25 protein-coding genes are annotated in these 25,480 nt (G+C 67.1%); 9 read left to right on the top strand and 16 right to left on the bottom strand.

The features are described 5' to 3' along the window. Positions 1–59: 59 nt before the first annotated feature. Together JAO74_RS10430 and JAO74_RS10425 are read right to left on the bottom strand one after the other, a co-directional pair. Positions 60–833, bottom strand: coding sequence for a SapC family protein (locus JAO74_RS10430; protein WP_199037658.1), 774 nt, complete (start codon positions 831–833; stop codon positions 60–62). 63 nt (positions 834–896) lie between these two features. Further along, positions 897–2,354: an FAD-binding oxidoreductase gene (locus JAO74_RS10425; protein ID WP_416194303.1), complete on the bottom strand. Its 1,458-nt coding sequence runs from the start codon at positions 2,352–2,354 to the stop codon at positions 897–899. 88 nt (positions 2,355–2,442) lie between these two features. Here JAO74_RS10425 and JAO74_RS10420 point away from each other — a divergent pair, with 88 nt between their 5' ends. The 3 genes from JAO74_RS10420 to JAO74_RS19080 all read left to right on the top strand — a co-directional run bounded on the left by JAO74_RS10420 (position 2,443) and on the right by JAO74_RS19080 (position 4,711). Beyond that, the gene (locus JAO74_RS10420) at positions 2,443–2,892 is read left to right on the top strand and encodes a hypothetical protein (RefSeq protein WP_199037656.1); all 450 of its coding nucleotides are present in this window, start codon (positions 2,443–2,445) and stop codon (positions 2,890–2,892) included. A 110-nt stretch (positions 2,893–3,002) separates the two neighbouring features. Beyond that, the gene (locus JAO74_RS10415) at positions 3,003–4,484 is read left to right on the top strand and encodes a DEAD/DEAH box helicase (protein ID WP_199037654.1); all 1,482 of its coding nucleotides are present in this window, start codon (positions 3,003–3,005) and stop codon (positions 4,482–4,484) included. Continuing rightward, the gene (locus JAO74_RS19080) at positions 4,481–4,711 is read left to right on the top strand and encodes a DUF1289 domain-containing protein (protein WP_332908780.1); all 231 of its coding nucleotides are present in this window, start codon (positions 4,481–4,483) and stop codon (positions 4,709–4,711) included. Before JAO74_RS10415 ends, JAO74_RS19080 begins: the two co-directional genes overlap by 4 nt. 142 nt (positions 4,712–4,853) lie before the next feature. Here the strand turns inward: JAO74_RS19080 and JAO74_RS10405 are convergent, their stop codons facing one another. From JAO74_RS10405 to JAO74_RS10385, 5 genes are all read right to left on the bottom strand, one after another. Further along, the gene (locus tag JAO74_RS10405) at positions 4,854–5,936 is read right to left on the bottom strand and encodes a D-alanine--D-alanine ligase family protein (RefSeq protein WP_199037652.1); all 1,083 of its coding nucleotides are present in this window, start codon (positions 5,934–5,936) and stop codon (positions 4,854–4,856) included. Positions 5,937–6,118: 182 nt separating this feature from the next. Further along, a complete protein-coding gene (locus JAO74_RS10400; RefSeq protein ID WP_199037651.1) occupies positions 6,119–6,388 on the bottom strand; it encodes a hypothetical protein in 270 nt (89 codons plus the stop codon). 99 nt (positions 6,389–6,487) lie between these two features. Next, positions 6,488–7,111, bottom strand: a complete 624-nt coding sequence (locus JAO74_RS10395) for a glutathione S-transferase family protein (protein WP_199037649.1) — start codon at positions 7,109–7,111, stop codon at positions 6,488–6,490. 3 nt (positions 7,112–7,114) lie between these two features. Continuing rightward, on the bottom strand, positions 7,115–7,984 hold the full coding sequence (locus JAO74_RS10390) for a dienelactone hydrolase family protein (RefSeq protein ID WP_199037647.1): 870 nt from the start codon (positions 7,982–7,984) through the stop codon (positions 7,115–7,117). Positions 7,985–8,066: 82 nt separating this feature from the next. After that, on the bottom strand, positions 8,067–8,753 hold the full coding sequence (locus JAO74_RS10385; RefSeq protein WP_199037645.1) for a DUF1013 domain-containing protein: 687 nt from the start codon (positions 8,751–8,753) through the stop codon (positions 8,067–8,069). 249 nt (positions 8,754–9,002) lie between these two features. Between JAO74_RS10385 and JAO74_RS10380 the strand changes: the two genes are divergently transcribed. Then, entirely contained in the window at positions 9,003–9,260 is a 258-nt protein-coding gene (locus JAO74_RS10380) for a hypothetical protein (protein WP_199037643.1), read from the top strand. A 19-nt stretch (positions 9,261–9,279) separates the two neighbouring features. Here JAO74_RS10380 and JAO74_RS10375 read toward each other — a convergent pair whose 3' ends face one another. After that, positions 9,280–10,281: an NAD(P)H-quinone oxidoreductase gene (locus JAO74_RS10375; protein WP_199037641.1), complete on the bottom strand. Its 1,002-nt coding sequence runs from the start codon at positions 10,279–10,281 to the stop codon at positions 9,280–9,282. 68 nt (positions 10,282–10,349) lie between these two features. Between JAO74_RS10375 and JAO74_RS10370 the strand changes: the two genes are divergently transcribed. From JAO74_RS10370 to JAO74_RS10355, 4 genes are all read left to right on the top strand, one after another. After that, complete coding sequence (locus tag JAO74_RS10370) at positions 10,350–10,544, top strand: DUF1192 domain-containing protein (RefSeq protein WP_199037639.1); 195 nt, start codon at positions 10,350–10,352, stop codon at positions 10,542–10,544. A 110-nt stretch (positions 10,545–10,654) separates the two neighbouring features. Beyond that, positions 10,655–12,973: an ATP-dependent Clp protease ATP-binding subunit ClpA gene (gene clpA / locus JAO74_RS10365; protein WP_199037637.1), complete on the top strand. Its 2,319-nt coding sequence runs from the start codon at positions 10,655–10,657 to the stop codon at positions 12,971–12,973. Between the two features lie 90 nt (positions 12,974–13,063). After that, a complete protein-coding gene (locus tag JAO74_RS10360; protein ID WP_199037635.1) occupies positions 13,064–14,767 on the top strand; it encodes a sensor domain-containing diguanylate cyclase in 1,704 nt (567 codons plus the stop codon). A gap of 45 nt (positions 14,768–14,812) precedes the next feature. Further along, positions 14,813–16,510 carry a long-chain-fatty-acid--CoA ligase gene (locus tag JAO74_RS10355; protein WP_199037633.1) on the top strand — a complete coding sequence of 566 codons (1,698 nt, stop codon included), beginning with the start codon at positions 14,813–14,815 and terminating at the stop codon, positions 16,508–16,510. 22 nt (positions 16,511–16,532) lie between these two features. Here the strand turns inward: JAO74_RS10355 and JAO74_RS10350 are convergent, their stop codons facing one another. From JAO74_RS10350 to JAO74_RS10325, 6 genes are all read right to left on the bottom strand, one after another. Beyond that, the gene (locus tag JAO74_RS10350; protein ID WP_199037631.1) at positions 16,533–17,000 is read right to left on the bottom strand and encodes a hypothetical protein; all 468 of its coding nucleotides are present in this window, start codon (positions 16,998–17,000) and stop codon (positions 16,533–16,535) included. 63 nt (positions 17,001–17,063) lie between these two features. Further along, a complete protein-coding gene (gene aroC / locus JAO74_RS10345) occupies positions 17,064–18,131 on the bottom strand; it encodes a chorismate synthase (protein ID WP_199037629.1) in 1,068 nt (355 codons plus the stop codon). Then, entirely contained in the window at positions 18,128–18,652 is a 525-nt protein-coding gene (locus JAO74_RS10340) for a GNAT family N-acetyltransferase (protein ID WP_199037627.1), read from the bottom strand. The genes aroC and JAO74_RS10340 overlap by 4 nt, the downstream gene beginning before the upstream one ends. Beyond that, positions 18,652–19,443, bottom strand: a complete 792-nt coding sequence (fabI, locus tag JAO74_RS10335) for an enoyl-ACP reductase FabI (protein ID WP_199037953.1) — start codon at positions 19,441–19,443, stop codon at positions 18,652–18,654. Before fabI ends, JAO74_RS10340 begins: the two co-directional genes overlap by 1 nt. A gap of 8 nt (positions 19,444–19,451) precedes the next feature. After that, positions 19,452–20,411 carry a YihY/virulence factor BrkB family protein gene (locus JAO74_RS10330; protein ID WP_332908779.1) on the bottom strand — a complete coding sequence of 320 codons (960 nt, stop codon included), beginning with the start codon at positions 20,409–20,411 and terminating at the stop codon, positions 19,452–19,454. A 7-nt stretch (positions 20,412–20,418) separates the two neighbouring features. Further along, a complete protein-coding gene (locus JAO74_RS10325) occupies positions 20,419–21,384 on the bottom strand; it encodes a DnaJ C-terminal domain-containing protein (protein ID WP_199037623.1) in 966 nt (321 codons plus the stop codon). 100 nt (positions 21,385–21,484) lie between these two features. Here JAO74_RS10325 and JAO74_RS10320 point away from each other — a divergent pair, with 100 nt between their 5' ends. Continuing rightward, on the top strand, positions 21,485–21,739 hold the full coding sequence (locus tag JAO74_RS10320; RefSeq protein WP_199037621.1) for a hypothetical protein: 255 nt from the start codon (positions 21,485–21,487) through the stop codon (positions 21,737–21,739). Positions 21,740–21,838: 99 nt separating this feature from the next. Here the strand turns inward: JAO74_RS10320 and JAO74_RS10315 are convergent, their stop codons facing one another. Beyond that, the gene (locus JAO74_RS10315; RefSeq protein ID WP_199037619.1) at positions 21,839–22,744 is read right to left on the bottom strand and encodes a transglutaminase family protein; all 906 of its coding nucleotides are present in this window, start codon (positions 22,742–22,744) and stop codon (positions 21,839–21,841) included. Between the two features lie 201 nt (positions 22,745–22,945). Further along, positions 22,946–25,423, bottom strand: coding sequence for a circularly permuted type 2 ATP-grasp protein (locus JAO74_RS10310; RefSeq protein WP_199037618.1), 2,478 nt, complete (start codon positions 25,421–25,423; stop codon positions 22,946–22,948). Between the last annotated feature and the right edge of the window lie 57 nt (positions 25,424–25,480).

Here is a 25,480-nt window from a genome sequence, read left to right as displayed (position 1 = left end):
ATGGCAAGGGGGTGGGGTGGCGAGGGCCGCCGGGTGGGCGGCGGCCCTCGCCGGATCGGTCAGAGGGCGGGCTGAAGTTGCGGCTGCGGCGCCTGGCCGCGCTGCGCCTGCTTCGCGAAGATGTCGCGCATCAGCGACAGCGAGAACAGGTGCGCATAGAGCAGCGGCAGCATGCCCGACTGGCTCATCTTGCGCAGCTGGTCGCCGCGCAGGCCGGCCAGCTTCTCTTCGTTGACCATCTGGAAACCGCGATAGACGAACGGCTGATCGTTGCCGTCCATCTGGATCGTGACTTCGCCGTCCATCAACAGGTCCAGCTCGCGCAGTTCGCGCATGAATTGCTGGGTGCGCTGACCGGCCTGTTCGAAGGTTTCGTTGAAACCCAGGATCTGCTTGGTCAACTCGCTCGGCTGACCGTTTTCGAACAGCAGCTCGCCGTCGTCGAACGCGCCGATCGTCTCCGACGTCGGGTCGAAGCACAGCGACAGCTCCTCGGCATCCGGGCGCAGGCGGGCCAGCATGTACGGATAGCGGCGGATATAGGCGGGGACGTAGAACGCGCTCTCGGTCAGCTTGCCGGCGTCGTCGACGAACACGTTGGTGCCCTCGTTCAGGCCCATCAGCGCCAGTGGAATGGCATCGTCACCGATCGAGAAGACGATCGGCATGTGGCGCTGCACCAGCGGGAATTCGTCCACCGTGACGGGGATCGCGTGCTGGCCGACCAGATAGGGGGCGGTATCCTGCGGACGGACACGGTAATTGGCATGCGTCTCGCTCGAAAGCGGTTCGAGACCGTTGTAGAAGAGCGGCAGTTGCGGCGCGCTGGCCATGGACGAAGACTCCAGACTGGATATACGCGCAGGCCCCCCGCCCGCGCCGGATGGGGCGAGGCTCTAGGCCGCCGACGAGTTCGGGGCAAGGAGCTTGCCGGGGTTCAGGATGCCCAGCGGGTCGAGCGCGGCCTTGATCGCGGTGAGCGCCGCCAGCCGGCCCGGCGGGGCGAGGCGGGCGAGTTCGGCCGCCTTCATCTGGCCGATGCCATGCTCCGCCGAGATCGTGCCGCCCGCGTCGGTGACGAGGTCGTGGACGAAGCGGGTAATGTCGGGCGCATCCTCCGCATACCAGCGGTCGCGATCGACGCCGGCAGGTGCACGGACATGGAAATGGATGTTGCCGTCGCCGAGATGGCCGAAGCCGGATGCGTGCGTGCCGGGAAAGCGCGCGTCGCACGCCGCCGCCGCATCGACCATGAAGCGCGGCATCGCCGATACCGGCACCGCGATGTCGTGCTGCACCGCCGGCCCGCGCGCCCGCTCCGCATCGGACAGCGAATCGCGCAGGGTCCAGAACGCGGTCGCCTGCGCCTCGCTGGCGGCGATCGTGGCATCGGCGACCAGCCCGTCTGCTATGGCGGCGGCGAGCACGCGTTCCAGCAATGCGGCGGGCGCCTCCTGTCCGGCGGAGGCGGCGGTCGCCTCGATCAGCAGGTGCCAGGGATGATGGCCGGCGATCGGCGCGCGACTGTCCGGTACATGCGCCAGCGCCGCCGCCAGCGTATCGGCCGGCAATATCTCGAAACTCTCCACCGTATCGCCGGCCCGCTGGAACCGTCGCAGCAGCGCCAGCGCCGCCGTGGGATCGGCGACCCCGGCCCAGGCGACCCCGCGCGCCGCAATCGCCGGCACCAGTTTCAGCGTGGCGGCGGTGACGATGCCCAGCGTCCCCTCCGCCCCGATCAGCAACTGGTCGAGATTATAGCCGCGATTGTCCTTCGCCAGCGCGGGCAGACCGTCATGCACGCTGCCATCGGCCATCACCGCCTCCACGCCCAGCACCAGCCCGCGCATCGTGCCGAAGCGCAGCACCTGCGTGCCGCCGGCATTGGTCGACACCAGCCCGCCGATCGTCGCCGTCCCCCGCGCGCCCAGCGTCAGCGGAAAGCGCCAGCCGGCCACCAGCGCGGCATCGTTCATCGTCTGCAGGATCACCCCCGCCTCCGCCACCACGCGCCCGGCCTCCGCATCCAGCGTCCGGATCGCGTTCATCCGGCGCAGCGACAGCAACAGCGCCGACCCGTCGACCGGCGGCGTCGCGCCGCCGACCATCGAGCTGTTGCCGCCCTGCGCCACCAGCGGCACGCGGTGGCGGGCGGCGGCGCGGACGATCGCCACCACCTGATCGGTCGAACGCGGCGCCAGCAGGGCGGGGGCATGGCCGTGGAAGCGGCGGCGCCAGTCGCGCTCCCACGGCGCGATCATGTCGCGATCGGTGACGATCGCCGCCGCGTCGAGCAGCGGCGCCAGTTCGTCGATCATGGCCTGTTGCGGGGGCGTGATGCGGCTCGTCATCATGGTCCGCTACGATCCCATGCTCGCGCTGGCAACGACGGCCGGGTTAATCGCCTATTCAACAGCCACCGGTCATGTAGGTCATCGATCCATGCACCATCCCGCCATTCCCACCTCCCTGATCGCGCTGTCGGCGCCGCTCGCGGTCGCGATGGCGGAGCCGGTGAGCCCGGCCGTGGCGCAGATCGTTATCCATGAACGGATCACGATCCGGGTGCCACGCATGCCCCTTGCCGCGCCGGTATCCCGGCCGCAGCCGGGCAAGGGGTGGCAGGAGCGCAAAGGCCCCAAATGCCTCGACACCGCCGCTGTCGCGGCCGCTGCGATCGTCGCGCCGTCGTCGGTCGACCTGTTGCTGGCGGATGGCAGCTGGATGCGCGCGCGGCTGGATAACGATTGCCGCTCGGTCGATTTCTATTCCGGGCTTTATATCCGGCCCGGCGGCGATGGCCGCATCTGCGCGGATCGAGACGCCATCCGCGTCCGCTCCGGCGCCCGGTGCGAGATCGATTCGTTCAAGGTGCTGGTGGCGCGGCGATAGGGCGATCCCGACACCGCGGATTTGCTCTTTATCTTGACTTTCGCGGGCAGTTGGGCAAGCCCGCAAGCTGCACCGGGTGCGCCACACGCACCCTCATTCCGGACAACTGCATGCCCTTCGCCGATCTCGGCCTTTCCGACGAACTCCTGCAAGCCGTAACCGAGGCTGGCTATACCGAGCCGACCCCGATCCAGGCGGCGGCGATCCCCCCGGTGCTGATGATGCGCGACATCATCGGCATCGCCCAGACGGGGACGGGCAAGACGGCCAGCTTCGTGCTGCCGATGATCGACATCCTGGCGCACGGGCGCAGCCGCGCACGGATGCCGCGCAGCCTGATCCTGGAACCGACGCGCGAACTCGCCGCGCAGGTGGCCGAGAATTTCGAGAAATATGGCGCCAACAGCAAGCTGTCGATGGCGCTGCTGATCGGTGGCGTGTCGATGGGCGACCAGATCAAGGCGCTGGAGAAGGGCGTCGACGTCCTGATCGCCACTCCCGGCCGCCTGATGGACCTGTTCGGGCGCGGCAACATCCTGCTGACCGGCTGTTCGATGTTGGTGATCGACGAGGCGGATCGGATGCTCGACATGGGGTTCATCCCCGATATCGAGGAGATCTGCACCAAGCTGCCCAAACAGCGTCAGACGCTGTTGTTTTCCGCGACCATGCCCGCGCCGATCAAGCGGCTGGCCGACAAGTTTCTCGACAATCCCAAGATGATCGAGGTCGCGCGGCCGGCATCGACCAACATCAACATCACCCAGTGGCTGGTGCCGGTTAAGGGTTCGTCGGTCGACAAGCGCGAACGCCTGCGCCAGATCCTGGCACAGGAAGAGGTGACCAACGCGATCGTCTTCTGTAACCGCAAGACGACGGTGCGCGAACTGAACAAAAGCCTGAAGCAGGCCGGGTTCAAGTCGGGCGAAATCCATGGCGACATGGAACAGGCGCAGCGGATCGCCGAACTCGATCTGTTCAAGGACGGCCACATCAACATCCTCGTCGCGTCCGACGTCGCGGCGCGCGGGCTGGACATCAAGGGCGTCAGCACGGTGTTCAACTTCGATGCGCCCTGGCACCCGGACGATTACGTCCACCGCATCGGCCGTACCGGCCGGGCCGGGGCGACCGGCACCGCCTATACGTTCATCGCGCCCGACGATGCCGAGAATGTCGAGAACATCGAAAAGCTGACCGGCCAGAAGATTCCGCGTCTCGCCGTGCCCGAAGCAGCTCGCACTGCGGGGGGCGAACCGGCGTCGGAGCAGGAACCCGCCCGCGAGCGCCCGCGTCGCGGTGGTCGCAACCGGGCGGATCGCGCTCCTTCGGGAGCCATCGATGCGCCCGTCGCCACGGCACCGGTCGAGGAAGCACCGGCGGTCGAGGCCCGTGCCGAACGCCCGGCGCGTGCGCCCCGCCGCGATGCCCCCCGCGATGCGCGTCCTTCCCGCACGGAGGACCGTCAGCCGCGTACCGAACAGCGCCAGGACTCGCGGCAGTATCGCGAGGAGCCTGACGATGGCGGCTGGAACGGCCCGATCCCCGATTTCCTGAAGGTGGTCCTGAACCGCACACCCATCGACGCGTGATCGAGATCGTGCCGGCCGAACCGGCCAGCATCGCCAGCCCCTGCGTCAACATCTGCGCGCTGGACGATGCGACCGGCTGGTGCCGCGGCTGCGGTCGCACAATTGGCGAAATTTCCAACTGGAGTGCCAAGCCCTCCGCCGAACGCCGTGCCATCCGCGCGGCGCTGCCGGCGCGGATGGCGATGTTGGCCGACGGTGCATACCGATCGTCAGCGGCTGGAAAGTAACGACTTCAGCAACCGTCATTGCGCGCAGAGTAAAGCAACAGAGGGAACCGCGTGACGCTCTGGGTTGCTTCGCTACGCTCGCAATGACGAACCGGTCCGCCTGACATCATCGTGCTCCAGGTCCGTCTTTCTCGATCACCCGTCAGCGCTGCCGCCAGGTGGCCGCCAGCATCGCCCTGAGCAGATCGACATACGCCCACCCGTCCGCGCGGGCAGCGATCGCCGACAGGCAATCCTGATCGTCACGGCCCGGCCGGCCGGGGCCGGTCATGTTCGGCTTCATGTTCAGGTCGAACAGCTTGAACCGGCCATGGCGATCCGCCCGGCAATCGATCCGGATCGCCGTACGCGCATCGACCAGTGCGGCGGCGGCGGTGCACGCATCGATCATCGCGGTCACCGACGGTTCCCGCAGGCGCCCGGCGGCCAGCGCGACGCTGTTGGCGGAAACGGGCACATCGCCATTATAGGGGGCGACGCCGTCCCGCTGGTCGAAGCGGATCACCGGCCGCAGCGCCCAATGGTGGGAACCGTGCGTTCCGTCCGGTCTGGGGGCGGCAGGGGGCATGACCGTGACCGTCATCTCCTCGCCGTCCAGATACTCCTCCACCATCAGCATGTCGCCAAAGGTCGCCGCGTCGATCAGGGCGGAGGCGGCGGTACGCAATGCGCTCAGATCATGGACCAGCGTCACACCCTGACTGCCGCGTCCGCGCACGGGTTTGACGATCAATGGGAAGACCATCGCCATGTCGGCGCACGCCCGGTCGATATCGGCCAGCGCACGCACACCCTCACGCGCGGTGCCGGCCAGCAGGAAGGATCGCGCGGTCGGCAAGTCGGCGGCGGTCAGCGCCCGGTTCGTCTCGAACTTGTCGTCGAACGCCTGCATCGCACGGGGCAATTGCCCGACGATATCGACATCGCCCATCACATCTTCGAGCGGATGACCGGCAAACAGCACGGTATTGGCCCATAAGGTCGCCGCCCCGGCGGTACGTGCGGCATTGATGCCCTCGACCGTGTCGGGAAACACCCAGTCGAGCGCCGCCGCTGGATTGGGCGAGGCCGCCGGCGTCACGACCTGCAGGCCCGCCGACCGCAGGGCAAACGCGATATCGGCGCCGCCATCGGAATAACCGCCCGGCTTCGCATCCTTGCGAAGGCCGTCGATCAACGGTGGCGGCAGGGCCTGAAAGAGGACGGCGACGGGCGCTGATGGCAAAATCGTTCTCCTGTTTCCCCGACCTGTTGTCGCAGGCAGTGGCGCATTTCCAGGGTTTTGCGATCAAGTGGATGGCAATCCCCGGAAACGCGAAAAGGGCGCCCGAGTGATCTCGAACGCCCTTCCGGTTCGAGCCACGCTTGGGAGCAGCTCGACCTATTCGTGAAACTTTGCGCCGGCGATCACATGCCGTTGGCGAGGTTCGTATCCGGATCATTGGTACGCATGTCCTCGGCCTGATTCTGGCCGGTCGCGCGAACCGCATCGGCCCGGTTTTCCAGCGCTGCTTCGCCGGTTTCGGTCGTCGCGTTGTCGGCGGCCTCTTCCAGATTGTCGGCCACGGCTTCGCTGTTCGCCTCGATGTTGTCGGCGGCCTGCTCGGTCGGCGTCGAGTTGCAGGCGGACAGGGAGACGAGGCCGGCTGCCATACCGAGAACGAACATCTTCTTCATCGTGGATAACCCCTGTGGTGGATGACCCGAGGGCCAAGCGGGATCAATCGCCGACGGTCCGGATTGTTCCGGTCATGGTACGTTGCGGGCGGCCTGACCTTAGCCTGACTGTCCGACCCCGGCCGCCGCCGCGTCGTCCAGTTCGCCCGCCCGCTTATAGGCCGGGCGCGACAGGATGCGTTCCAGATAGGCGGCCATCACCGGCGTCTTTGGGATCAGCCCGAACTGCGTGTACCACGACACGCCGGAGCCGACATACACGTCCGCCGCCGTGAAGCGGTCGCCGGCGATATAGGGATGACGGCCGACCGCCTGCTCCAGCACCGATGCGGTCAGGTCGAAATTGCCATATCCAGCCATGCGCTGTTGCTCGGCGGTGGGTTCGACCTTCATCGACCGGTCGGTGACCGCAGCCTCCAGCGGCCCCGCCGCGAAGAACAGCCAGCGGTAATAGTCCGCCCGCTCTGCCGGTGTCGGGGCCAGACCGGCATCGGGAAAGGCGTCGGCCAGATAGGCGCAGATCGCCGCGCCCTCGGTCACGACCTGGCCGTCGTGGACGATGGCGGGAACCTTCATCATCGGGTTGATCGCGCGATAGTCATCGCCCTTCATGCTGCCTTGATAGTCCAGCACGACCGTCTCGTACGGCACGCCGACCTCTTCCAGCATCCACCGGGCGATCCGGCCGCGCGATTGCGGATTGGTATAGAAGGTAAGCGCCATCGATCATGCCTTTCCTAGTTGCCGGGTGAACAGGGCGAGTTGACGGGTCCAGGCGCGTTCGGCCTGGGGCTGGTTATATGCCTTGCTGTCGGGCGGGCACCAACCGTGCATCGCGCCCTCATACACCTCGATCTCCGCCGGCAATTTAGCCGCAGCGAAGGCGGCGCGCAGCACGTCCTTGTCGCCCGGCGCGCGCTGGTCGTCGTTGGTGGCGATCGCGATCAGATAGCCGCCCTTCATGCGGGGGATCAGCTTGTCCGGCGCATCGGCGGCATCGCCGACCAGTCCCGCGCCGTGGAACGACGCCCCCGCCCGGACGCGGGCGGGATGCGTGGCGGCGGTGCGCATCATCATCGGGCCGCCCATGCAATATCCCGTCACCGCCATCCCGCGCCGCGTATCGACCTGCGGCTGCTTGTCGAGCCACGCGACGAAGGCGGCGGCGTCGCTGGTGGTGGCCGCGGGCGTCAACGTCGCGCGCCACGGCGTGATCCGTTCACGCACCGCCGGCTGGTCGAACGATTCGCCGGGCTTCACGAAAGGCGCTTTGGTCGATCGGTAGAACTGGTTCACGACCAGCACGGCATAACCCGACTCGGCAAGCCGCCGCGCCATCTGCTGGAACGCGGGGCGCAGGCCCATGATGTCGGGCCACATCAGCACCGCCGGATGACGGCCGCTGGCGGGGGCGATGTAATAAGCATCGGCAGTGCCGTCGGCGGTGGCGACCGTCACGTCGCGCCCGGTGACGGTCAGTGCGTCGGCGGGGCTGGGCAACAGCATCGCGAGACTCGCCACGCTCATACCGATGCCGAATTCGCGCCGAGTCGCGCCGGTTCGTTGATTATCCTGCGCGGTCAGTTCGTCGCACATCGGTCGCATTCCTCTCGTTCGTTGGGCGGCAGCTTAAACCCAACGCGAGAGGACGCAACCACGCCCGCAGGCGCCTGGTGGATCAGCGTTTGAACGGGTCGTCGAACAGCGCGCGGGCCTGCGATGCGGCATCGCCGCCGTGCAGCGCCGAGTCGGTGTCGCGCGACGCGTTCACGCGTTCGGCCTGCAACTGCGCGATCAGCGCCTCGCGATCGCCTTCCAGACGGGTGTCGGTCGGCTGCGGCTCGTCGCCGGTTGCCTTCGACGCCTTGCCGACGGCGGCATCCAGTTCCCGCTGCGAGGTCAGGCCCAGCGTGACCGGGTCCTTGGGGGTGATGTTGGCGATGTTCCAATGGCTGCGGTCGCGGATCGCGGCGATCGTCGTGCGGGTGGTGCCGATCAGATTGCCGATCGCGCCGTCCGAAATCTCGGGATGATTGCGGATGATCCAGGCGATGCCATCCGGCTTGTCCTGACGCTTGGACACCGGAGTATAGCGCGGACCCTTGGTACGGCGGACCTGTTCCGGACCCTTGGTCATCTTCAACTTGTAGTCGGGATCGGCCTGACCCTTGTCGATCTCGTCCTGCGTCACCTCATGCGCGCGCACCGGATCGCGGCCGGTCAGCTTGGTCGCGGCGGTATCGTCGGCGATCGCCTGCACTTCCAGGATGTGAAGGCCGCAGAATTCCGCGATCTGCTCGAACGAGAGCGAGGTGTTGTCGACCAGCCAGGAAGCGGTCGCGTGGGGCATGAGCGGCTGGGCCACGGGGGGAACTCCGTAAAAACAGAAAGGGCCGCCCCTTCCCGGAGCGGCCTCGTATGGTTCCGACTTAGTGCGAATGGCCTCTCGGGGCAAGGAGTCGGGCAAAACGAGGATTGTGACACCAGAGCCACGCCCCGCCGACAAAGCCATCACCGTCACGGTTCTGCAACCTTCGTGCCTCAGGTCGGGCGTTGACATGCGTGCGGCGGACACGAACCGTGGCGCCTGCATGACAAGCAAAAGGGGATCATCATGACGAACATCTTCAAGGGCCTGGTCGCAACCGCCGCCGCCTTCACCCTCGCCGCGACGCCGGCGATCGCAGCACCCGCCAGTCCGGCGGCATCGCTGTCGGTGGCCAAGGCACGCGCCGCTTCGCCGACCGTGCGTGGCAGCAAGATCGCCGCGGGCGGCACCGCGACACTCATCAATATCGGCATCCTCGCCGGTCTGGCCGCGATCGTGCTGGTCGCGACCACCGGTGGCGACGACGACTCCGACAGCAACTGATTCCGTGAGCGGGTGATCGTCAGGGCAGGGTCAGCACGATCTTGCCGACATGGTCGCCCGCCTCCATCCGCCGATGCGCGTCCGCGACATCGGCGAAGGGGAAGGTGCGGTCGATCGCCGGTTTCAGGCGACCTGCTTCTACCGCCGGCCAGACGCTGCGCGCGATCTCGTCGGCGACCAGCGACTTGAACGCGACGCTGCGCGCCCTGAGCGTCGATCCGGTCAGGGTCAGGCGCCGCTTCATGATCTCGAACAACGGGATCGTCGCGGAAGCCCCGCGCTGCACCGCGATCGAGACGTGGCGGCCATCGTCGGCCAGGCACTGGATGTTGCGCGGCACATAATCGCCGCCGACCATGTCGAGCACCACCTGCACGCCGCGACCGTCTGTGATCGCGCGGACCCGCTCGACGAAATCCTCGCTGCGGTAATTGATCGCGTGATCGGCGCCGAGGCGCCGGGCGGCTTCGCATTTGTCGTCGCTGCCCGCGGTGACGATCGTCGTCAGGCCGAACAGCTTGCCGAGTCCGATCGCCATCGTGCCGATGCCGGACGTGCCGCCATGAACCAGCACGGTATCACCCTCGACCGCATAGGCCCGTTCGAACAGGTTGGTCCACACGGTGAACAGCGTTTCCGGCATCGCCGCCGCCTCGACCATCGACAGGCTTTCCGGCACCGGCAGGCACTGGCCATAGGGCGCGACGGCATATTCGGCATAGGCACCCCCCGATACCAGCGCGCAGACCGGCTGGCCGATCACCTCGGCCATCACGCCGTCGCCGACCGCGACGATCGTGCCGGCGAACTCCATACCCAGGATCGACGACGCGCCGGGGGGCGGGGGATATTTGCCCTCGCGCTGCATCACCTCGGGCCGGTTGACGCCGATCGCGGCGATGCGGACCAGCACTTCGCCCTCGCCGGGATGGGGGACGGGCCGGTCGACGACCTGCAATACCTCCGGCCCGCCGGGCTCCGCCGGGTCGATCGCCTTCATCGTCGGGGGGATCGCATCCATCGGTCAGCCTCATCACGGTGTCGCCGCCGTTATTGACATCGCCCCGCCGCCGGTCAACGCTCTGTCGCATGGAGCTGGACGATGCCACGTCGACGCCGAGCGATCCGCTGACCCGGTTGGTCAGGCAGGACCTCGATCCGCTGTCCGTCACCGAACTGGATGCGCGGATCGCCGCGCTAGAGGGCGAGATCGCCCGCAGCCGGCGCCACCGGGAGCGCGCCGTCGATCACCGCGCCCATGCCGATGCGCTGTTTCGCCAGTGACCCGGGGCGCTCCCGAACGGCCGATCCGGGCGGGGGTGCTTGATGCGGGGGCAGGGCGTTCCGACATAGATCGAAAGGACCCGGCTTCGGGTCCGACTGGAGTATCGTAAATGCCCTCTTTCGCTCCCGCGCTCGAGACCACGCTGCACAAGGCGCTCGAGGCTGCCTCGTCCCGCCGGCACGAATATGCGACGCTGGAACACCTGCTGCTCGCGCTGATCGATGACGAGCATGCGTCGAAGGTGATGACCGCGTGCCATGTCGATCTCGGCGAACTGAAGACCACGGTCGCGCATTATCTCGACACCGAACTCGACGCGCTGAAGGTCGATGCGGCCACCGATCCGTCGCCGACCAGCGGGTTCCAGCGCGTCGTGCAGCGCGCGATCCTGCATGTACAGTCGTCGGGTCGCGACGAGGTGACGGGTGCCAACGTGCTCGTGGCCCTGTTCAGCGAGCGCGAAAGCTATGCCGTCTATTTCCTGCAACAGCAGGATATGAGCCGACTCGATGCCGTCAGCTTTATCAGCCATGGTGTCGGCAAGGGTGGTGCCACCGCCGAGACTCCGACGCCGAAGGGCGCGGAGGAGGAAAAGCCGGCCAAGGGACAGGAGAAGGGCAAGACGGAAAGCGCGCTCAAGCAATTCACCGTCGATCTCAACGAGAAGGCGAAGATCGGCAAGGTTGATCCGCTGATCGGGCGTGGGCCGGAGGTCGATCGCACGATCCAGATCCTGTGCCGCCGGTCGAAGAACAACCCGCTGTACGTGGGCGATCCCGGTGTCGGCAAAACGGCGATCGCGGAAGGTCTGGCGCGCAAGATCGTCGAGGGCGACGTGCCGGACGTGTTGCTGGAGGCGGTCATCTATTCGCTCGACATGGGCGCATTGCTGGCCGGCACCCGCTATCGCGGCGATTTCGAGGAGCGGCTGAAGGCGGTCGTCAACGAGCTTGAGAAGCTGCCCCACGCGGTGCTGTTCATCGACGAGATCCACACGGTGATCGGCGCGGGCGCGACGAGCGGCGGAGCGATGGATGCGTCGAACCTGCTGAAGCCGGCGCTGTCGGGCGGATCGATCCGCTGCATCGGCTCGACGACGTACAAGGAATTCCGTAATCACTTCGAAAAGGATCGCGCGCTGCTGCGCCGGTTCCAGAAGATCGACGTGAACGAGCCGACGATCGAGGATACGATCAAGATCCTTGCCGGCCTGCGCTCGGCGTTCGAGGATCACCACAAGGTGAAATACACCCCCGATGCGATCAAATCGGCGGTCGAGCTATCGGCGCGCTATATCAACGACCGCAAGCTGCCGGACAAGGCGATCGACGTGATCGATGAGGTCGGCGCGATGCAGATGCTGGTGCCGGTCGCCAAGCGCAAGAAGACGATCACCTCGCGCGAGATCGAGCAGGTCATCGCGACGATGGCGCGCATCCCGCCGAAGAGCGTATCGACCGACGACAAGAAGGCGCTGGAGTCGCTCGAAACCGACCTGAAGCGGGTGGTGTTCGGCCAGAATTCGGCGATCGAGAAACTGTCCTCGGCGATCAAGCTGAGCCGGGCAGGATTGCGCGATCCGGAAAAGCCGATCGGCAATTATCTGTTCACCGGTCCCACCGGCGTCGGCAAGACCGAGGTCGCCAAGCAGTTGGCGACGATCCTGGGCATTCCGCTCCAGCGGTTCGACATGTCCGAATATATGGAGCGGCACTCGGTCAGCCGGTTGATCGGGGCGCCGCCGGGCTATGTCGGGTTCGATCAGGGCGGTCTATTGACCGATGCGGTCGACCAGAACCCGCATTGCGTGCTGCTGCTCGACGAGATCGAAAAGGCGCATCCGGATCTGTTCAACATCCTGTTGCAGGTGATGGATAACGGTCGCCTGACCGATCAGCACGGCAAGTCGGTCGATTTCCGCAACACGATCCTGATCATGACGACCAATGCCGGCGCCGCCGACATGGCGCGCGAGACGCTCGGTTTCGGCAACCTGACCCGCGAGGGTGAGGACGAGCAGGCGGTCCAGAAGATGTTCACGCCGGAGTTTCGCAACCGGCTCGATGCGGTGGTGCCGTTCGGCTATCTGCCGACCGATGTCGTCGCGCGGGTGGTGGACAAGTTCATCCTCCAGCTGGAACTTCAGCTGGCGGATCGTAATGTCCACATCAATCTCGACGACGCGGCCAAGGCGTGGCTGACCGAAAAGGGTTACGACAAGCTGTACGGCGCCCGTCCGATGGGTCGCCTGATCCAGGAGAAGATCAAACAGCCGCTCGCCGAGGAACTGTTGTTCGGCAAGCTGGTCCATGGTGGCGAGGTCACGGTGCGGATGAAGGACGGGCAATTGTCCTTCGCGATCGAGCCCGCCGCGCCGAAGAAGCCGCGCAAGAAGGGCGGCAAGACCGAAGCAGTCGAGGCCAAATAATGGTAGGGCGGGAAGCCGGTCATGGCTTCCCGCCCTTATTTCTGCCGCGTTGACCTTCCATCAAGAGAACCGTTGGTACAACGGGAACCCATGATGGGACGGGTAACGCGGCTGGTATTCTGGGGGTGGCTGACGCTGCTCGCCTGTGCCGTAACCGCCGGTCCCGCCACCGCCAGCACATCGCTCTCCGTGTGTATGATCCGCGCCGCGCCGGGCATGACGCCGCAGGCGCTGTTCGTCGATCCCGGCCGGTTCGATTGCGTCACGCCCCAAAAACATTTTGGTCGAGGCGATTTCTGGCTGTTGTCCCAGCCATTGCCTGACCTGACGGCCGATCATCCGCCGTTCTCCGTCCGTTTCGCCGGCATGTGGCGGGAACGGACCACGCTCTACACCCTGTACGCGGACGGAGCGATCGAGCGGTCCAGCTTCACCAGCCGGACGACCGGGCAGTTTCTGCGGCCGGGCGGTATGATCCGGATGCCGCTGGCAGAGCGGGCGGCGCCGCCCGTCCGCCTGCTCTGGCATATTCGCGGCGCCGGCAACATGCGCGGTGTTCTGGTGGAGCCCACCCTCGTCGATCGGCCGGAGGGCGATCGGACCGAGCTGCTCTTCGCGATCTTCTATGCCAGTTTCGCCGGCATGGCGGTGGCGCTCATCGTCTATAACCTCGCGCTATGGGCGGCGTTGCGGCAGGGGTTCCAGCCCGTCTATTGCCTGATGCTGCTGTCGCTGATCTGTTATTCGATCATGTCGTCGGGTGCGATCGGGCTGTGGTGGCCGGGAATCGACAACGAACTGCGATTGCGTCTGGCCGGATTTTTCCTCGGGACATCGGGCGCGTCCGTCCTGCTGTTCGCCCGGTTCTTTTTCGAAAGGCGGGTGTTCGCCGGCTGGCTCGCATGGGCGACCGACCTGGTGATGGTGGCGCTCGTCGGCTCGACGGCGATCTTCGCCTTGCTGGCGCCATGGCATATCAACGCGCTGGATAATGCCGTGACGATCAGCTTCCTGCTGCTGGCGATCGTCGTGTTGGCTATTCTGGTACAGGCGTGGCGGCGGCGGAGCAATTATCTGTGGCTGTTCGCGATCGCCTGGGGCGTACCGATCGTCATGGGATGCTTCCGCATAGCGTCGTCGTTCGGACTGGTCCGCTGGCATATCTGGACAGATCATTCGACGATCCTGGCGATGGCGCTGGAGGCTGTGTTGTCGAGTCTGGGCATCGCCTATCGCATCAGGCTGCTCAGTCGGGAACGCGATCAGGCGCGCGAGCAGGAAGTGGTGGCGCGCGAATTGGCGGATGTCGACCCGCTGACCGGATTGTTCAATCGCCGTGCCTTCCTGCGGCAGGCGATCGGACGTCCGGGGGCACAGACGCTGCTGATCGCCGATCTGGACCATTTCAAGCACATCAACGAAACCATCGGGCACGATGGCGGTGACGAGGTGCTGCGCTCGTTCGCGCGGGCACTGTCGGCGGCCGTGCCGGCGGGGGCACTGGTCGCGCGGATCGGTGGCGAGGAATTCGCCGTCGTCGGGGATGCCGATGCCGGGGCCGGGGCCGGGGCCGGGCCGGGAATCGACGGACCGGCGATCCTCCATGCGTTACGGCATGCCCGCATGCCGTTCGACCTGACGGTGACGTGCAGCATCGGCACCTGCACCGGGCCGTTGCTGCGCGAGGCGGATTGGAAGGCGCTGTATCGCGATGCCGATCGGGCCTTGTACGCGGCAAAGGCGGCGGGACGCGACCGGGCCCGCGATGCGACGACCTCTCCGGTCGCGGCGTGATCGGCCCGGATTGACGCTCGCACAAGCTTGCTTACACTGATGTAAATGAGCGACGAACGACCCTGGGCAACCCATTATCGCCACCCCGTGCCATGGGGCGACGTGCCCGATGAACGGTCGATGGTCGATCTGTTCAACGACGCGGCGGCGCGGCACGGATCGGCGCCGCTGATCGATTTTCTCGGCCGGCGTTACAGCTATGCCGAGACGCATGACGGCGCGAACCGGGTAGCGTGCGGGCTGGCGGCGATGGGGTATGGCCCCGGCGACCGGATCGGATTGTTCCTGCCGAACGTGCCGCATTATCTGGCCGCCTATTACGGCATCCTGAAACTGGGCGCGACGGTCGTCAATTTCTCGCCGCTCTATACGGTGGCGGAGCTGGCCGATCAGGTGGCCGATTCGGGGACGCGGTTGTTGTTCACGCTGTCGGCGACCGCCTTGTTGCCAACAGCTATAGCGGTGCTGGAACGAAGCGCGCTGGAACGGCTGGTGGTCGGGTCGGTGGCGGGGGCGCTGCCGCCGGCCAAGTCGCTGATCTATCGATTGTGGCGTCGGCGCGAGGTTGCGAAGACCCCGAACGACCCGCGCGTCACCGCCTTCTCGCGATTGATCGCCAACAAGGGGACGTGCGCCACGCCGTCGATCGATCCCGATCGCGACGTCGCGCTGATCCAGTACACGGGCGGCACCACCGGCACGCCCAAGGGGGCGATGCTGACCCACCGCAATCTGGCGGCCAATGCGGTGCAGGTTGCGGGTCTCGATCCCGAGCGGGGGCAGATCACCGACCGCATCCTCGGCGTGCTGCCGCTGTTCCACGTCTTCGCCAATACATGCGTGCTGAACCGGACGATCGTGACCGGCGGCGAGATCGTGTTGCTGCCACGATTCGATGCCGGGCAGGTGCTGGCCGCGCTTCAGCGGACGCAGGCGACGTCGCTGCCGGGCGTACCGACGATGTATCAGGCGCTATTGGATCATCCCAAAACCGCCACGACGGATTTCTCGTCGCTCCGACTCTGCATTTCAGGCGGCGCGCCGCTCGCGGCCGAACTGAAGGCGCGGTTCCGGGCGGTGACGGGGGCGGCGCTGGTCGAAGGATATGGACTGTCGGAGAGTTCCGGGGTCGTGTCGTGCAACCCGTATGAAACGGGGGGCAAGGACGGCACGATCGGACAACCGGTTCCCGGCACGGACCTGCGACTGGTGGACAAGGAAGACCCCACCCGGTCTGCCGCGCCGGGCGAGCCCGGTGAGATCGTCGTGCGTGGGCCGCAGATCATGAAGGGGTACTGGAACCGGCCGGATGCCGATGAAGCGGTGTTCGTCGTCGATGCAGCGGGCGACCGATGGCTGCGGACCGGCGATGTCGGCGTGATCGATGCCGAGGGGTTCGTGACGATCGTCGACCGGTTGAAGGATATGATCGCCGTCAGTGGCTTCAAGGTCTTTCCCAGCCAGATCGAGGCGGTGCTTTATCATCACCCGGCGGTGAAAGAGGCGTTGGTGATCGGCATGCCGGACGCCTATCGCGGCGAGCGACCACGGGCATTCGTAACGCTGAACGACGACGCGGTGGTGACGGAAGAGGCGCTGTGCGGCTGGCTCAATCCGCAACTGGGGCGCCACGAGAGGGTCGATCGGGTCATCGTTCGGTCCAGCATGCCAAAGACGATGATCGGCAAGTTGAGCCGGAAGGATTTACTGGCGGAGGTGTTGGCCGAGGCGACCGGGGCATGAAGCCCCGGTCGCCTGCCATTATTTAACGTGGGCCGGGGGTGGTGACGGTGGTCGAGGTTCCGGTCGTCGTCGTGCTGCCCGGCGTCGTCGATCCCGTGGTGGTCCCACCATAGTTACCGGCCGCTCCCGGCGTGTTGACCGTGGCACCGCCATTGACGGTCGCGCCGACACCGCCGGGCGTCTGCGTCGTGCTACCACGACGAGTGCGGGTCGAGCGGGTGGTCTGGCCTTGCGTACCGGGCGTGGTGCCGACGCCCGTCGTACCGGTCGCCGTCGTTCCCGTACCCATTGTACCGGTACCCATCGGATTGGTGCCGAGGGTTCCGGACGTGCCGGTGCTGAGGGTACCGGTCGTCTGGCCGGGCATGCTGCCGACGGTGCTGCCCGCCGATCCGGTGGCGGTCGATCCGGTGGTGGTCGATCCGGTCTGGGCGGTGGCGATCGCCGGGACGGCCAGCATGATCGCGGCAAGGGGGAGGGTGATACGCATGATGTTCTCTCCTAATTTTTGTCAGAGGTAGAACGACTTGCTACCGGCAGACGTTCCGTATGGTCAGCCGCATTGGGCACGGTGAAGTAACGCCTGATCCGCCAGGACGAGCGCGACCATCGCTTCGACGACGGGAACGCCGCGGATGCCGACACAGGGGTCGTGACGACCCTTGGTCATGATCTCGGTCGCGTCACCCTCGCGGGTGATGGTCTCGACCGGCGTCAAAATCGAGCTGGTCGGTTTGAACGCGACGCGCAGGCGGATGGGCTGTCCCGTCGCAATCCCACCGGCGATGCCACCGGCGTGATTGGCGAGAAATTCGGGGCCGTCGGCGCCGGGGCGCATCGGGTCGGCATTCTGTTCGCCGGACAGGCTGGCGGCCGCGAAACCGTCGCCGATCTCCACGCCCTTCACCGCGTTGATGCCCATGCAGGCGGCGGCGAGTTCGGCATCCAGCTTGGCATAGAGCGGCGCGCCCCAGCCGGCAGGGACGCCGGTCGCTTCGCAGGCAATGACCGCGCCGAGCGACGAACCGGCCTTGCGCGCTTCATCGACCAACGCCTCCCAGCGGCGGGCGGCTTCGGGATCGGGGCAGAAAAAGGGATTGCGGTCGATCTCGCCAGCATCGAAGCGGGCTGGGTCGATGGTGTCGCCGCCGATCGCCTCTACCCACGCGCGGACCCGAACCTGCGGGATGACGAGACGGGCGACCGCCCCGGCCGCCACGCGACTGGCGGTTTCGCGGGCGGAGGACCGGCCGCCGCCGCGATGGTCGCGGAAGCCGTATTTGGCGTCATAGGCGTAATCGGCGTGGCCGGGGCGATATGCCTTGGCGACCTCGGAATAATCCTTCGACCGCTGGTCGACATTCTCGATCATCAGACTGATCGGCGTGCCGGTGGTGCAGCCGTCGAACACGCCGGACAGGATGCGGACCTCGTCCGGCTCGCGCCGCTGCGTGGTGAAGCGCGAGGTGCCGGGGCGGCGCTTGTCGAGCCATGGCTGGATATCGGCCTCGGTCAGGGCGATTCCCGGCGGGCAGCCATCGACGACCGCACCGATCGCCGGGCCATGGCTTTCGCCCCAGGTCGTGAAACGCAGCACGCGGCCGAAGCTGTTCCAGCTCATGCGGATTGTCCCAACCGGGCGAAGGCGGCGGCATGTCGCGCCTCGCCGCGCACGCCGCAGGGCATCAAACCGCCCTGCAACGCCGTCGCCATCAGATAATCGCCGGCATAGGGCGACGCGAAACCCTTTGCGCACAGCGGATCGAACCCGAACCGGGTATAGAAGGCGGGATCACCGAGCACGAAGCATAACACGACGCCCTCCGCCTCCAGCCGCTCCATCCCGGCGGTGACCAATGCCTCCGCCACACCCTGTCGCCGATGATCGCCGGCGACAGCGACCGGCGCCAGGGCGACCGAGGGGACGGATCGATCCGCCACCGACACGTCCATCCGGCTGAATGCTGCGACGCCGGCGATCTGCCCGCTGCCTTCTTCCGCCGCCACGAGCAGCAGGACCATATCACCCTCGGCACACAGGTCGCCGATCAGGCGTGCTTCGGCTGGCGCCGGGAAGCTGGCAAGCAACAGGTCGTCGATCGCGGCGACATCGCCGGGCGCGGCGGGGCGGATGGCAAGCATCAGGCCAGCGCGATGTCGGGTGCGTCCTCGGCCTTCATGCCGATCACGTTGTAACCGGCATCGACGTGGTGGATCTCGCCGGTCACGCCGCTGGCCAGATCGGACAGCAGGTACAGGCCGGCGCCGCCGACATCCTCGATCGTCACGGTGCGGCGGAGCGGGCTGTTCAGCTCGTTCCACTTCAGGATGTAGTTGAAATCGCCGATGCCGCGTGCCGCCAGCGTCTGGATCGGACCGGCGGAGATCGCATTGATGCGAATGTTCTCCGGCCCCAGATCGACCGCGAGATACTTCACGCTGGTTTCCAGCGCGGCCTTGGCGACGCCCATCACGTTGTAATGCGGGATGACCTTTTCGGCGCCATAATAGGTCAGCGTCAGGATCGAACCACCCTCCGGCATCAGCTTGCGCGCGCGCTGGGCGACGGCGACAAGGCTGTAGGCGGAGATGTTCATCGTCATCAGGAAATTGTCGAGCGTGGTGTCGTAATAGCGACCGCGCAGCTGCGACTTGTCCGAAAAGCCGATGGCGTGAACGACGAAATCGATCGTCGGCCATTCCTCGGCGATTGCGGCAAAGGTGGCGTCCAGCGCGGCCATGTCGGCGACGTCGCAATCGAACAGGCGGGCGACACCCAGTTGCTCCGCCAGTGGCCGCACGCGCTTTTCCATCGCCGCTCCCTGATAGGAGAAGGCGAGTTCCGCCCCGGCCTCTGACAGGTACTTCGCAATGCCCCAGGCCAGCGACTTGTCGTTTGCGAGACCCATGATGAGTCCCCGCTTGCCTGCCATCAATCCGTTCACGCCGCCTGTGCCTCTGCCGTTGTCATCGCGGTGTCGTTTAGCGCCGGTTCGGGCGGTTCCGCCAGTGCTGCGTTCAGATGAGCGCCAAAAACCAGTCCCAAGCCGATGATGTAGAAGAACAACAGCATCACGATCACGCCTGCCAGGCTGCCATAGGTCAGGTCATACCCGCCCAATTGGCCCAGCACGATGGGCAACAGCGCGGTCATGCTGACCCACCAGACCGTCGTGAAGGCGGCACCCGGCCATTTGCGGCTGTCGGTATAGCGGTACTTGGACGGGGTGACCGAATAGAACAGCATGTACAGCGCGCCGAACATGATGAGGCCGGGAATGAACCGCGACAGGCCGATCAGGCCGACCCAATCCTGGGCGAAGGGCAGCAGGCGATAGACGAACTGTTCGGCGGCGGTCAGCACGCCTTGCGCCACGAAGGCGAACAGCGCGACGATGACCGACAGGATGATGACGCCCGACGACGACAGGCGCGATTTCCAGAAGGCGGCGGTCGCCTTCAGGCCATAGGCGCGGTGGAAGATGTCGCGGATCGTCTCGACGAAGCCACTGACCGTCCAGAGGCCGACCAGACCGCCAAGCCACAACAGATTGCCGGTCCGCGCCGCCAGCACGTCCGAAATCGGTTTCTGGAGCAGGCTGGCGACGTCGGGCGGCAGGACGTGCAGGAAACCGTCCACCGCCCGCACCGTCTCCTCGCTCTGGCCCAGCAGCGACAGCACCGCCGCGGCGGTGATGAAGAACGGGAAGAGCGTCATCAACGCCAGATAGGCGAGGTTGCCGGCATGGGTGAAACCGTCGTTGAACACACCCAGCGCGGCCCGCTTCAGTACTTCGAACGCATAGCTGCCGGGTCTGACCTTCGCCAGCTGGCGATCGAATTTGGCGCGGGCGCGGTGATGCGCGCGCGATTCCGGGGTGAGATCATCATTATCGTCCACGGGGGCTTTAGACGCCCATGGAGGCGCGCGGGTTCCCCCCGTCGCGGCCAGGCCAGCCCTCCACGAACTCGCGCAGGGCCGCATCGTCGGCGGGGACGTTGACCAGCAACGTCACCAGCTGATCGCCGCGACCGCCGCCCTTTTTGTGGAAACCCTTGCCCTTCAACCGGAGCGTGCGGCCCGACGAGGTGCCGGCGGGAATCGTGAGCATGACGGCATTCTCGACCGTCGGTGCCTTCACCTTGGCGCCCAGCACCGCCTCGCCCAGCGCAATGGGCAGGTCGAGGCGGACATCGTCACCGTCGCGTTCGAAGAAGCGATGCGGCTGGACCTCGATCGTGACGATGGCGTCACCGGCGCCGCCGGCACCGGGTTCGCCCTTGCCCGACAGGCGCATCTGGGTGCCGGACTGGAGACCGGCGGGCAGCTTCACCTCGATCGCCTTGCCGTCGCCCAGCGTCACCCGCTGGGGGGCGAGGGTCGCCGCGTCGGTGAACGAGACCTGCAGCTTGTACTGGATGTCGGCACCCTTGGGCGGCGGCTGGCGGCGGCCGAAGCCGCCCTGGAAACCGCCGCCGGCGGCACGGGTGCCGCCGCCGAACAGTCCCTCGAAGATATCGCTCATGTCGCCGGTGTCGCCACCGCCAGGAAAGTCGAACCCCTGGCTGCGGAAACCGCCACCCGGCGGCGGGCCGTAACCGGGACGACCGGTCGCTCCGCCGCCGAAGCCGCCGCCGAAGGGCGAGGCGGGATTGCCGTCGCCGTCGATCTCGCCGCGATCGAAGCGGGCGCGCTTGTCCTTGTCGGACAGGAGGTCATAGGCGTTGGTGACCTGGCTGAACCGCTCCGACGCCTTGGGATTATCCTTGTTGCGGTCGGGATGAAGCTCTTTGGCGAGCTTGCGATATGCCTTCTTGATGTCGGCCTCGGTAGCGGTGCGGGCGACACCGAGGGTCTTGTAGGGATCGGCCATTCACGGGTCCTATGTGTGTTACCGGCCTATGTGGGGCAGTCGTGCGCCCGGCGCAACGCGGTTGGTTGCTGGTGCGTTGAACGACCGAGGAGAAGCCAACATGACCGACAAGCAACCGATGCAGGCCAGTGGGCAGGACAGCCCCGGCACCCGCCCCGACGGGATCGAGGACGCGCCGGCCAAGGGTGCGGGCGGCGAGAGCGGCGGGGGTGCCTATCCCAACCCGCAGACCGGCAAGAAGGAGAAGAACGAGGGCTTCTTGAAACATGGCGGCCAGACCGAGATGGATTATTCCGGGCCGGGTGGCGAGAACGACGACAAGACGGGCAATCCCAATGCGGTGACCGGGGGGTAACCGGCCTTCGACAACGGAAAGTCACACCGTGGACGGGGTGGAGTGTGACTTTCCGACGCTTCGCCCCCGACTGGACGGACCGGGGGCGATCGGATGATATCAGGGAGCGGTGCTGTAGGACAGCCCGCCCTCCAGCGGTTCGACATCGACGCTGACGTCCATCTGTTGCGCGCCCGACCCCAGCACGACGCCATCGACGGGGGCGATTTCGGCATAGTCGCGGCCGACCGCCATGACGATGTGATCGCCGGCCATCCAGATGCCGTTGGTCGGATCGATGCCGACCCAGCCGCGCACCGGCCCGCACCACAGCAACACCCAGGCATGGGTCGCGTCCGCGCCGACGAGGCGGGGCTGGCCGGGGGGCGGGATGGTGCGGATATAGCCCGAGGCATAGGCGGCGGGCAGGCCGGCGGCGCGCAGCCCGGTAATCATGATCTGCGCGAAATCCTGACACACCCCGCGCCGCTGGCGAAAGGCGTCGCGCGGCGGCGTATCGACGAAGGTCGCGGTGCCGTCGAACTGGAAATCGCGCTGGATGCGAAGCGCCAGCGCCATCCCGGCCTCCAGACAGCCGCGGTCGGGGGTCAGGTCCTGCGCGCACCAGTCGCCGATCTCTGGATCGAGCGGGATCAGGGGCGAGGGATAGATGTAATTGGCCGGGCCGGCGGCGGACAGGTCGTGGCTGGCGCGCGCCCACGCCGCGATGTCCGCCAGCGTCGGGTCGCTGGCGTCGGGGATCGGGATCAGGCGATCGACGGTGACGCGCGCGGCGCTTTCGATCGACAGGGTGCGGACGGGGGTGTCGACGACGAGTCGCGTGACGTTCGCCAGCCCCGCCTCGGCATGGGCGGGGCCGAGGCGACCGACGGGTTCGACGGTGAGGGTATAGTCCTCAAGGTGCTGGCCCGGCCAGTCGATCGGTTTGAGCCGCAGGTTGCAGCGGGCGAACTTCACCTGATTGCCGTAGTCGAAGCGGGTGATGTGGCGGATGTGGTAGATCATATGCCTAAATCCTCCCCGGCACGGGGAGGGGGACCGCCAGCGTAGCTGGTGGTGGAGGGGGGTGACCGCAGGCGGGCGGGTGGCTGAACCTGCTGTCGCGGGCCGGTGCCTTTTTGCAGGCGTGGCGTTCGCGGTGAGCCCCCTCCACCATCGGCTTTGCCGATGGTCCCCCTCCCTGTGCCGGGGAGGATCTGGATCGCTTCACGCAAGCGTCAGGCCTACGGCGCGCAGCGGTTCGGCGCCTTGCAGGAAGTAACGGCGGGCGACGGCTTCCGACAGGGTGCCGAGACGGCGTTCGACGTCGCCGAGCGTGTCGGGGTTCAGGTCGGCGGCCGTCGCCGTCGCGATGATCGCGGCAAGGGCGGTGGCGTGGGACTGTTGCGATTCGGCCATGTCGTCGTCGCCCAGCACCGGCAGCTTCGCCAGATGCTCCGCGATGCGCTCGGCCTGAAAGGCGAGGCTGCGCGGGTTACCGGGGTCGAGCGCAACGAGATCGACGACGGGCACGCGGGCGACGCCGGTGGGATAACGCTGGCGATAGCTGATCTGGCTGTCGCCGAGATCGAGCAGCGTCGACAGGTCGTCGGGGGTCGAGACGGTGTCGTCCTTCATCCCGAAAAGGCGCAGCGCGCGGGCGGTGGCCATGGCGCGTTCGATCCGGCGGCCGAGATCGTGGAAGCGCCATGCATCGTTGCGGACCATGTGTTCCGCCGACAGCCCGGCGATGGCGGCGTAACGGCGCTGCAGCGTGCCGGCGCGTTCCAGCATCCCGCGCTGGGTGGGAAAGGGCGCCTCCAGCAGGCGGACCATATCGGCGGACAGGCGGTCGCGCGATGCCTCGCCGATCTCTCGTGCGTAGCGGTTGACGGCGGCGACCGATTGCCAGCCTTCGTCCTCCATCGCGGCGCGAGCGAAAGCGGTCAGCGCCGCGCGCGACAGGCCGGGCGGATGCGCCGCGCCGCCGGCGCCGACGATCAGGCCGACGAGCTTGCCGACCGTCGCCGGCGACAGCACCGCTCCGCCATCGACGTCGATCGAATTGCCGAGCAGTACGCGGATCGCCGCCAGCAGCGCCTCGCCCCGTTCCAGATAGCGGCCGAGCCAATAGAAATTGTCGGCGACGCGGCTGGGCAGGGTGCCGGGATTGCGGCGGACGTGCAGCGAATCGGGCGCGGTCAGCAGCGAGATGGCGGCGACGGGTTCGGAGCCGTGGATGCAGACGTCCGCCGACCACAGTCCCTCGCCGATCGCCACGGCGGTGGCCTGAGGATGTTCGCCGATCCGGCCGAAGCCGCCGGGCATGACCACCCATTCGCCATCCGCCCCGCGCGCCGCGAAGACGCGCAGCGTGAAGGGGCGCGGTTCCAGCCGGTCGCCGACGACGACGGGCATGGTCGACAGCGCGACCTCCTCCTGCCCGACATAATCCTGCGGCCGGCGGGCGAGATCGGCGAGCAGGTCGGCGCGCGAGGCATGGTCGGCGAGGCCGAGCGGCAGATGGCCGAAGGCGGGGGCGATGGTGAGGGTGTCGAGGTTCGCCTCGACATGCGCGCGCTGCGCATCGCCCGCGCACCACCACGTGGCGATGGTGGGCAGCTTCAACGTCTCGCCCAGCACGGCGCGCGACAGGGTGGGCATGAACGCGGCGAAGGCGGGGGCCTCCAGCGCGCCGGCGCCGGGGGCGTTGGCGAGCACGACCTCGCCGTCCGCCCAGGCGTCGATCAGGCCGGGCACGCCGATCTGCGAATGGGTGTCGAACGCCAGCGGATCGAGCAGGCGCGGATCGAGCCGGCGCCAGAGCGCGTCGATGCGTTTCAGGCCGGCGATGGTGCGGACATAGACCTTGCCCTCCAATGCGGCGAGGTCCGCGCCCTCGACCAGCAACAGGCCGAGATACCGGGCGAGGTGCGCCTGTTCAGGGTAGGACGGATTGTAGCGGCCGGGGGTCAGCAGGCCGATGCGCGGATCGGTGCGGCGGCAGGCGGCGGCGATGCCGGCGCGGAAGGCGGCGAAGAACGGCGCGTGGCGCTGGACGTTCAGCTTGGCCTGCAACCCGCCGAGCGTGCGCGCGACCGCGAGCCGGTTTTCGAGCGCATAGCCGGCACCGGCGGGGGCGCGGAGGTGGTCGGCCAGCACCCGCCACTCGCCGCCGGGGCCACGAGCGAGATCGACGCCGATGAAATGCAGATGATGGCCGCCGGGCGGATCGATACCGACCATCGGGCGCAGGAACAGCGGGCTGCCGGTGACGAGCGCGGCGGGCAACGTGCCGTTCGCGACGAGCGTGCCGGCGCCGTAGAGATCGGCGGTGACCCGTTCCAGCAGTTCGGCGCGCTGGGCGACGCCAGCGGCGATACCGGTCCATTCGGCGGCGTCGATCAGCAGCGGGACCGGGGAGACGGGCCAGGGCCGCTCCTCACCATCGCCGATGATGCGGAAACCGGTGCCGATATCGGTCGCGTGCCGCTGAACCCGTTCTCGCGCATGGCCGAGATCGTCGGAGGCGACGGCGGCCAACTCTTCCAGCATCGCCTGCCACGGCGCGGTGGGGCCGCTGCGCAACAGATCGTGGAGGGGCGCGCGGGCGATATAATCGTCGATCCAGCGGCGGGCATGGACCTGCGCATCGAACAGCGGCGCCGACTGGCCGGGGGCAGGGGGAGCGGGCTGCGTCGCCATGGCTGTCGCTTGCACGTCCTTTTACGATCGTCGGGTGCGGTGATTGCCGGGCGTGGT

The organism is Sphingomonas mollis, from assembly GCF_016427505.1.
Taxonomy (GTDB): Bacteria; Pseudomonadota; Alphaproteobacteria; order Sphingomonadales; family Sphingomonadaceae; genus Sphingomonas; species Sphingomonas mollis.
Note: the sequence above shows the minus strand (reverse complement) of the source record. Positions and strands in the feature narration are given on the sequence as shown.

What these genes read in the sequence shown, in the direction of transcription:
- JAO74_RS10400 (WP_199037651.1), bottom strand. Translation starts at nt 6,388, where the DNA reads ATGAAGAAGATGTTCGTTCTCGGTATGGCAGCCGGCCTCGTCTCCCTG.
- clpA (WP_199037637.1), top strand. Translation starts at nt 10,655, where the DNA reads ATGCCCTCTTTCGCTCCCGCGCTCGAGACCACGCTGCACAAGGCGCTC.
- JAO74_RS10390 (WP_199037647.1), bottom strand. Translation starts at nt 7,984, where the DNA reads ATGTGCGACGAACTGACCGCGCAGGATAATCAACGAACCGGCGCGACT.
- JAO74_RS10320 (WP_199037621.1), top strand. Translation starts at nt 21,485, where the DNA reads ATGACCGACAAGCAACCGATGCAGGCCAGTGGGCAGGACAGCCCCGGC.
- JAO74_RS10355 (WP_199037633.1), top strand. Translation starts at nt 14,813, where the DNA reads ATGAGCGACGAACGACCCTGGGCAACCCATTATCGCCACCCCGTGCCA.
- aroC (WP_199037629.1), bottom strand. Translation starts at nt 18,131, where the DNA reads ATGAGCTGGAACAGCTTCGGCCGCGTGCTGCGTTTCACGACCTGGGGC.
- JAO74_RS10315 (WP_199037619.1), bottom strand. Translation starts at nt 22,744, where the DNA reads ATGATCTACCACATCCGCCACATCACCCGCTTCGACTACGGCAATCAG.
- JAO74_RS10395 (WP_199037649.1), bottom strand. Translation starts at nt 7,111, where the DNA reads ATGGCGCTTACCTTCTATACCAATCCGCAATCGCGCGGCCGGATCGCC.
- JAO74_RS10325 (WP_199037623.1), bottom strand. Translation starts at nt 21,384, where the DNA reads ATGGCCGATCCCTACAAGACCCTCGGTGTCGCCCGCACCGCTACCGAG.
- JAO74_RS10425 (WP_416194303.1), bottom strand. Translation starts at nt 2,354, where the DNA reads ATGATGACGAGCCGCATCACGCCCCCGCAACAGGCCATGATCGACGAA.
- JAO74_RS10340 (WP_199037627.1), bottom strand. Translation starts at nt 18,652, where the DNA reads ATGCTTGCCATCCGCCCCGCCGCGCCCGGCGATGTCGCCGCGATCGAC.
- JAO74_RS10360 (WP_199037635.1), top strand. Translation starts at nt 13,064, where the DNA reads ATGATGGGACGGGTAACGCGGCTGGTATTCTGGGGGTGGCTGACGCTG.
- JAO74_RS10380 (WP_199037643.1), top strand. Translation starts at nt 9,003, where the DNA reads ATGACGAACATCTTCAAGGGCCTGGTCGCAACCGCCGCCGCCTTCACC.
- fabI (WP_199037953.1), bottom strand. Translation starts at nt 19,443, where the DNA reads ATGGCAGGCAAGCGGGGACTCATCATGGGTCTCGCAAACGACAAGTCG.
- JAO74_RS10370 (WP_199037639.1), top strand. Translation starts at nt 10,350, where the DNA reads ATGGAGCTGGACGATGCCACGTCGACGCCGAGCGATCCGCTGACCCGG.
- JAO74_RS10350 (WP_199037631.1), bottom strand. Translation starts at nt 17,000, where the DNA reads ATGCGTATCACCCTCCCCCTTGCCGCGATCATGCTGGCCGTCCCGGCG.
- JAO74_RS10415 (WP_199037654.1), top strand. Translation starts at nt 3,003, where the DNA reads ATGCCCTTCGCCGATCTCGGCCTTTCCGACGAACTCCTGCAAGCCGTA.
- JAO74_RS10310 (WP_199037618.1), bottom strand. Translation starts at nt 25,423, where the DNA reads ATGGCGACGCAGCCCGCTCCCCCTGCCCCCGGCCAGTCGGCGCCGCTG.
- JAO74_RS10430 (WP_199037658.1), bottom strand. Translation starts at nt 833, where the DNA reads ATGGCCAGCGCGCCGCAACTGCCGCTCTTCTACAACGGTCTCGAACCG.
- JAO74_RS10375 (WP_199037641.1), bottom strand. Translation starts at nt 10,281, where the DNA reads ATGGATGCGATCCCCCCGACGATGAAGGCGATCGACCCGGCGGAGCCC.
- JAO74_RS10420 (WP_199037656.1), top strand. Translation starts at nt 2,443, where the DNA reads ATGCACCATCCCGCCATTCCCACCTCCCTGATCGCGCTGTCGGCGCCG.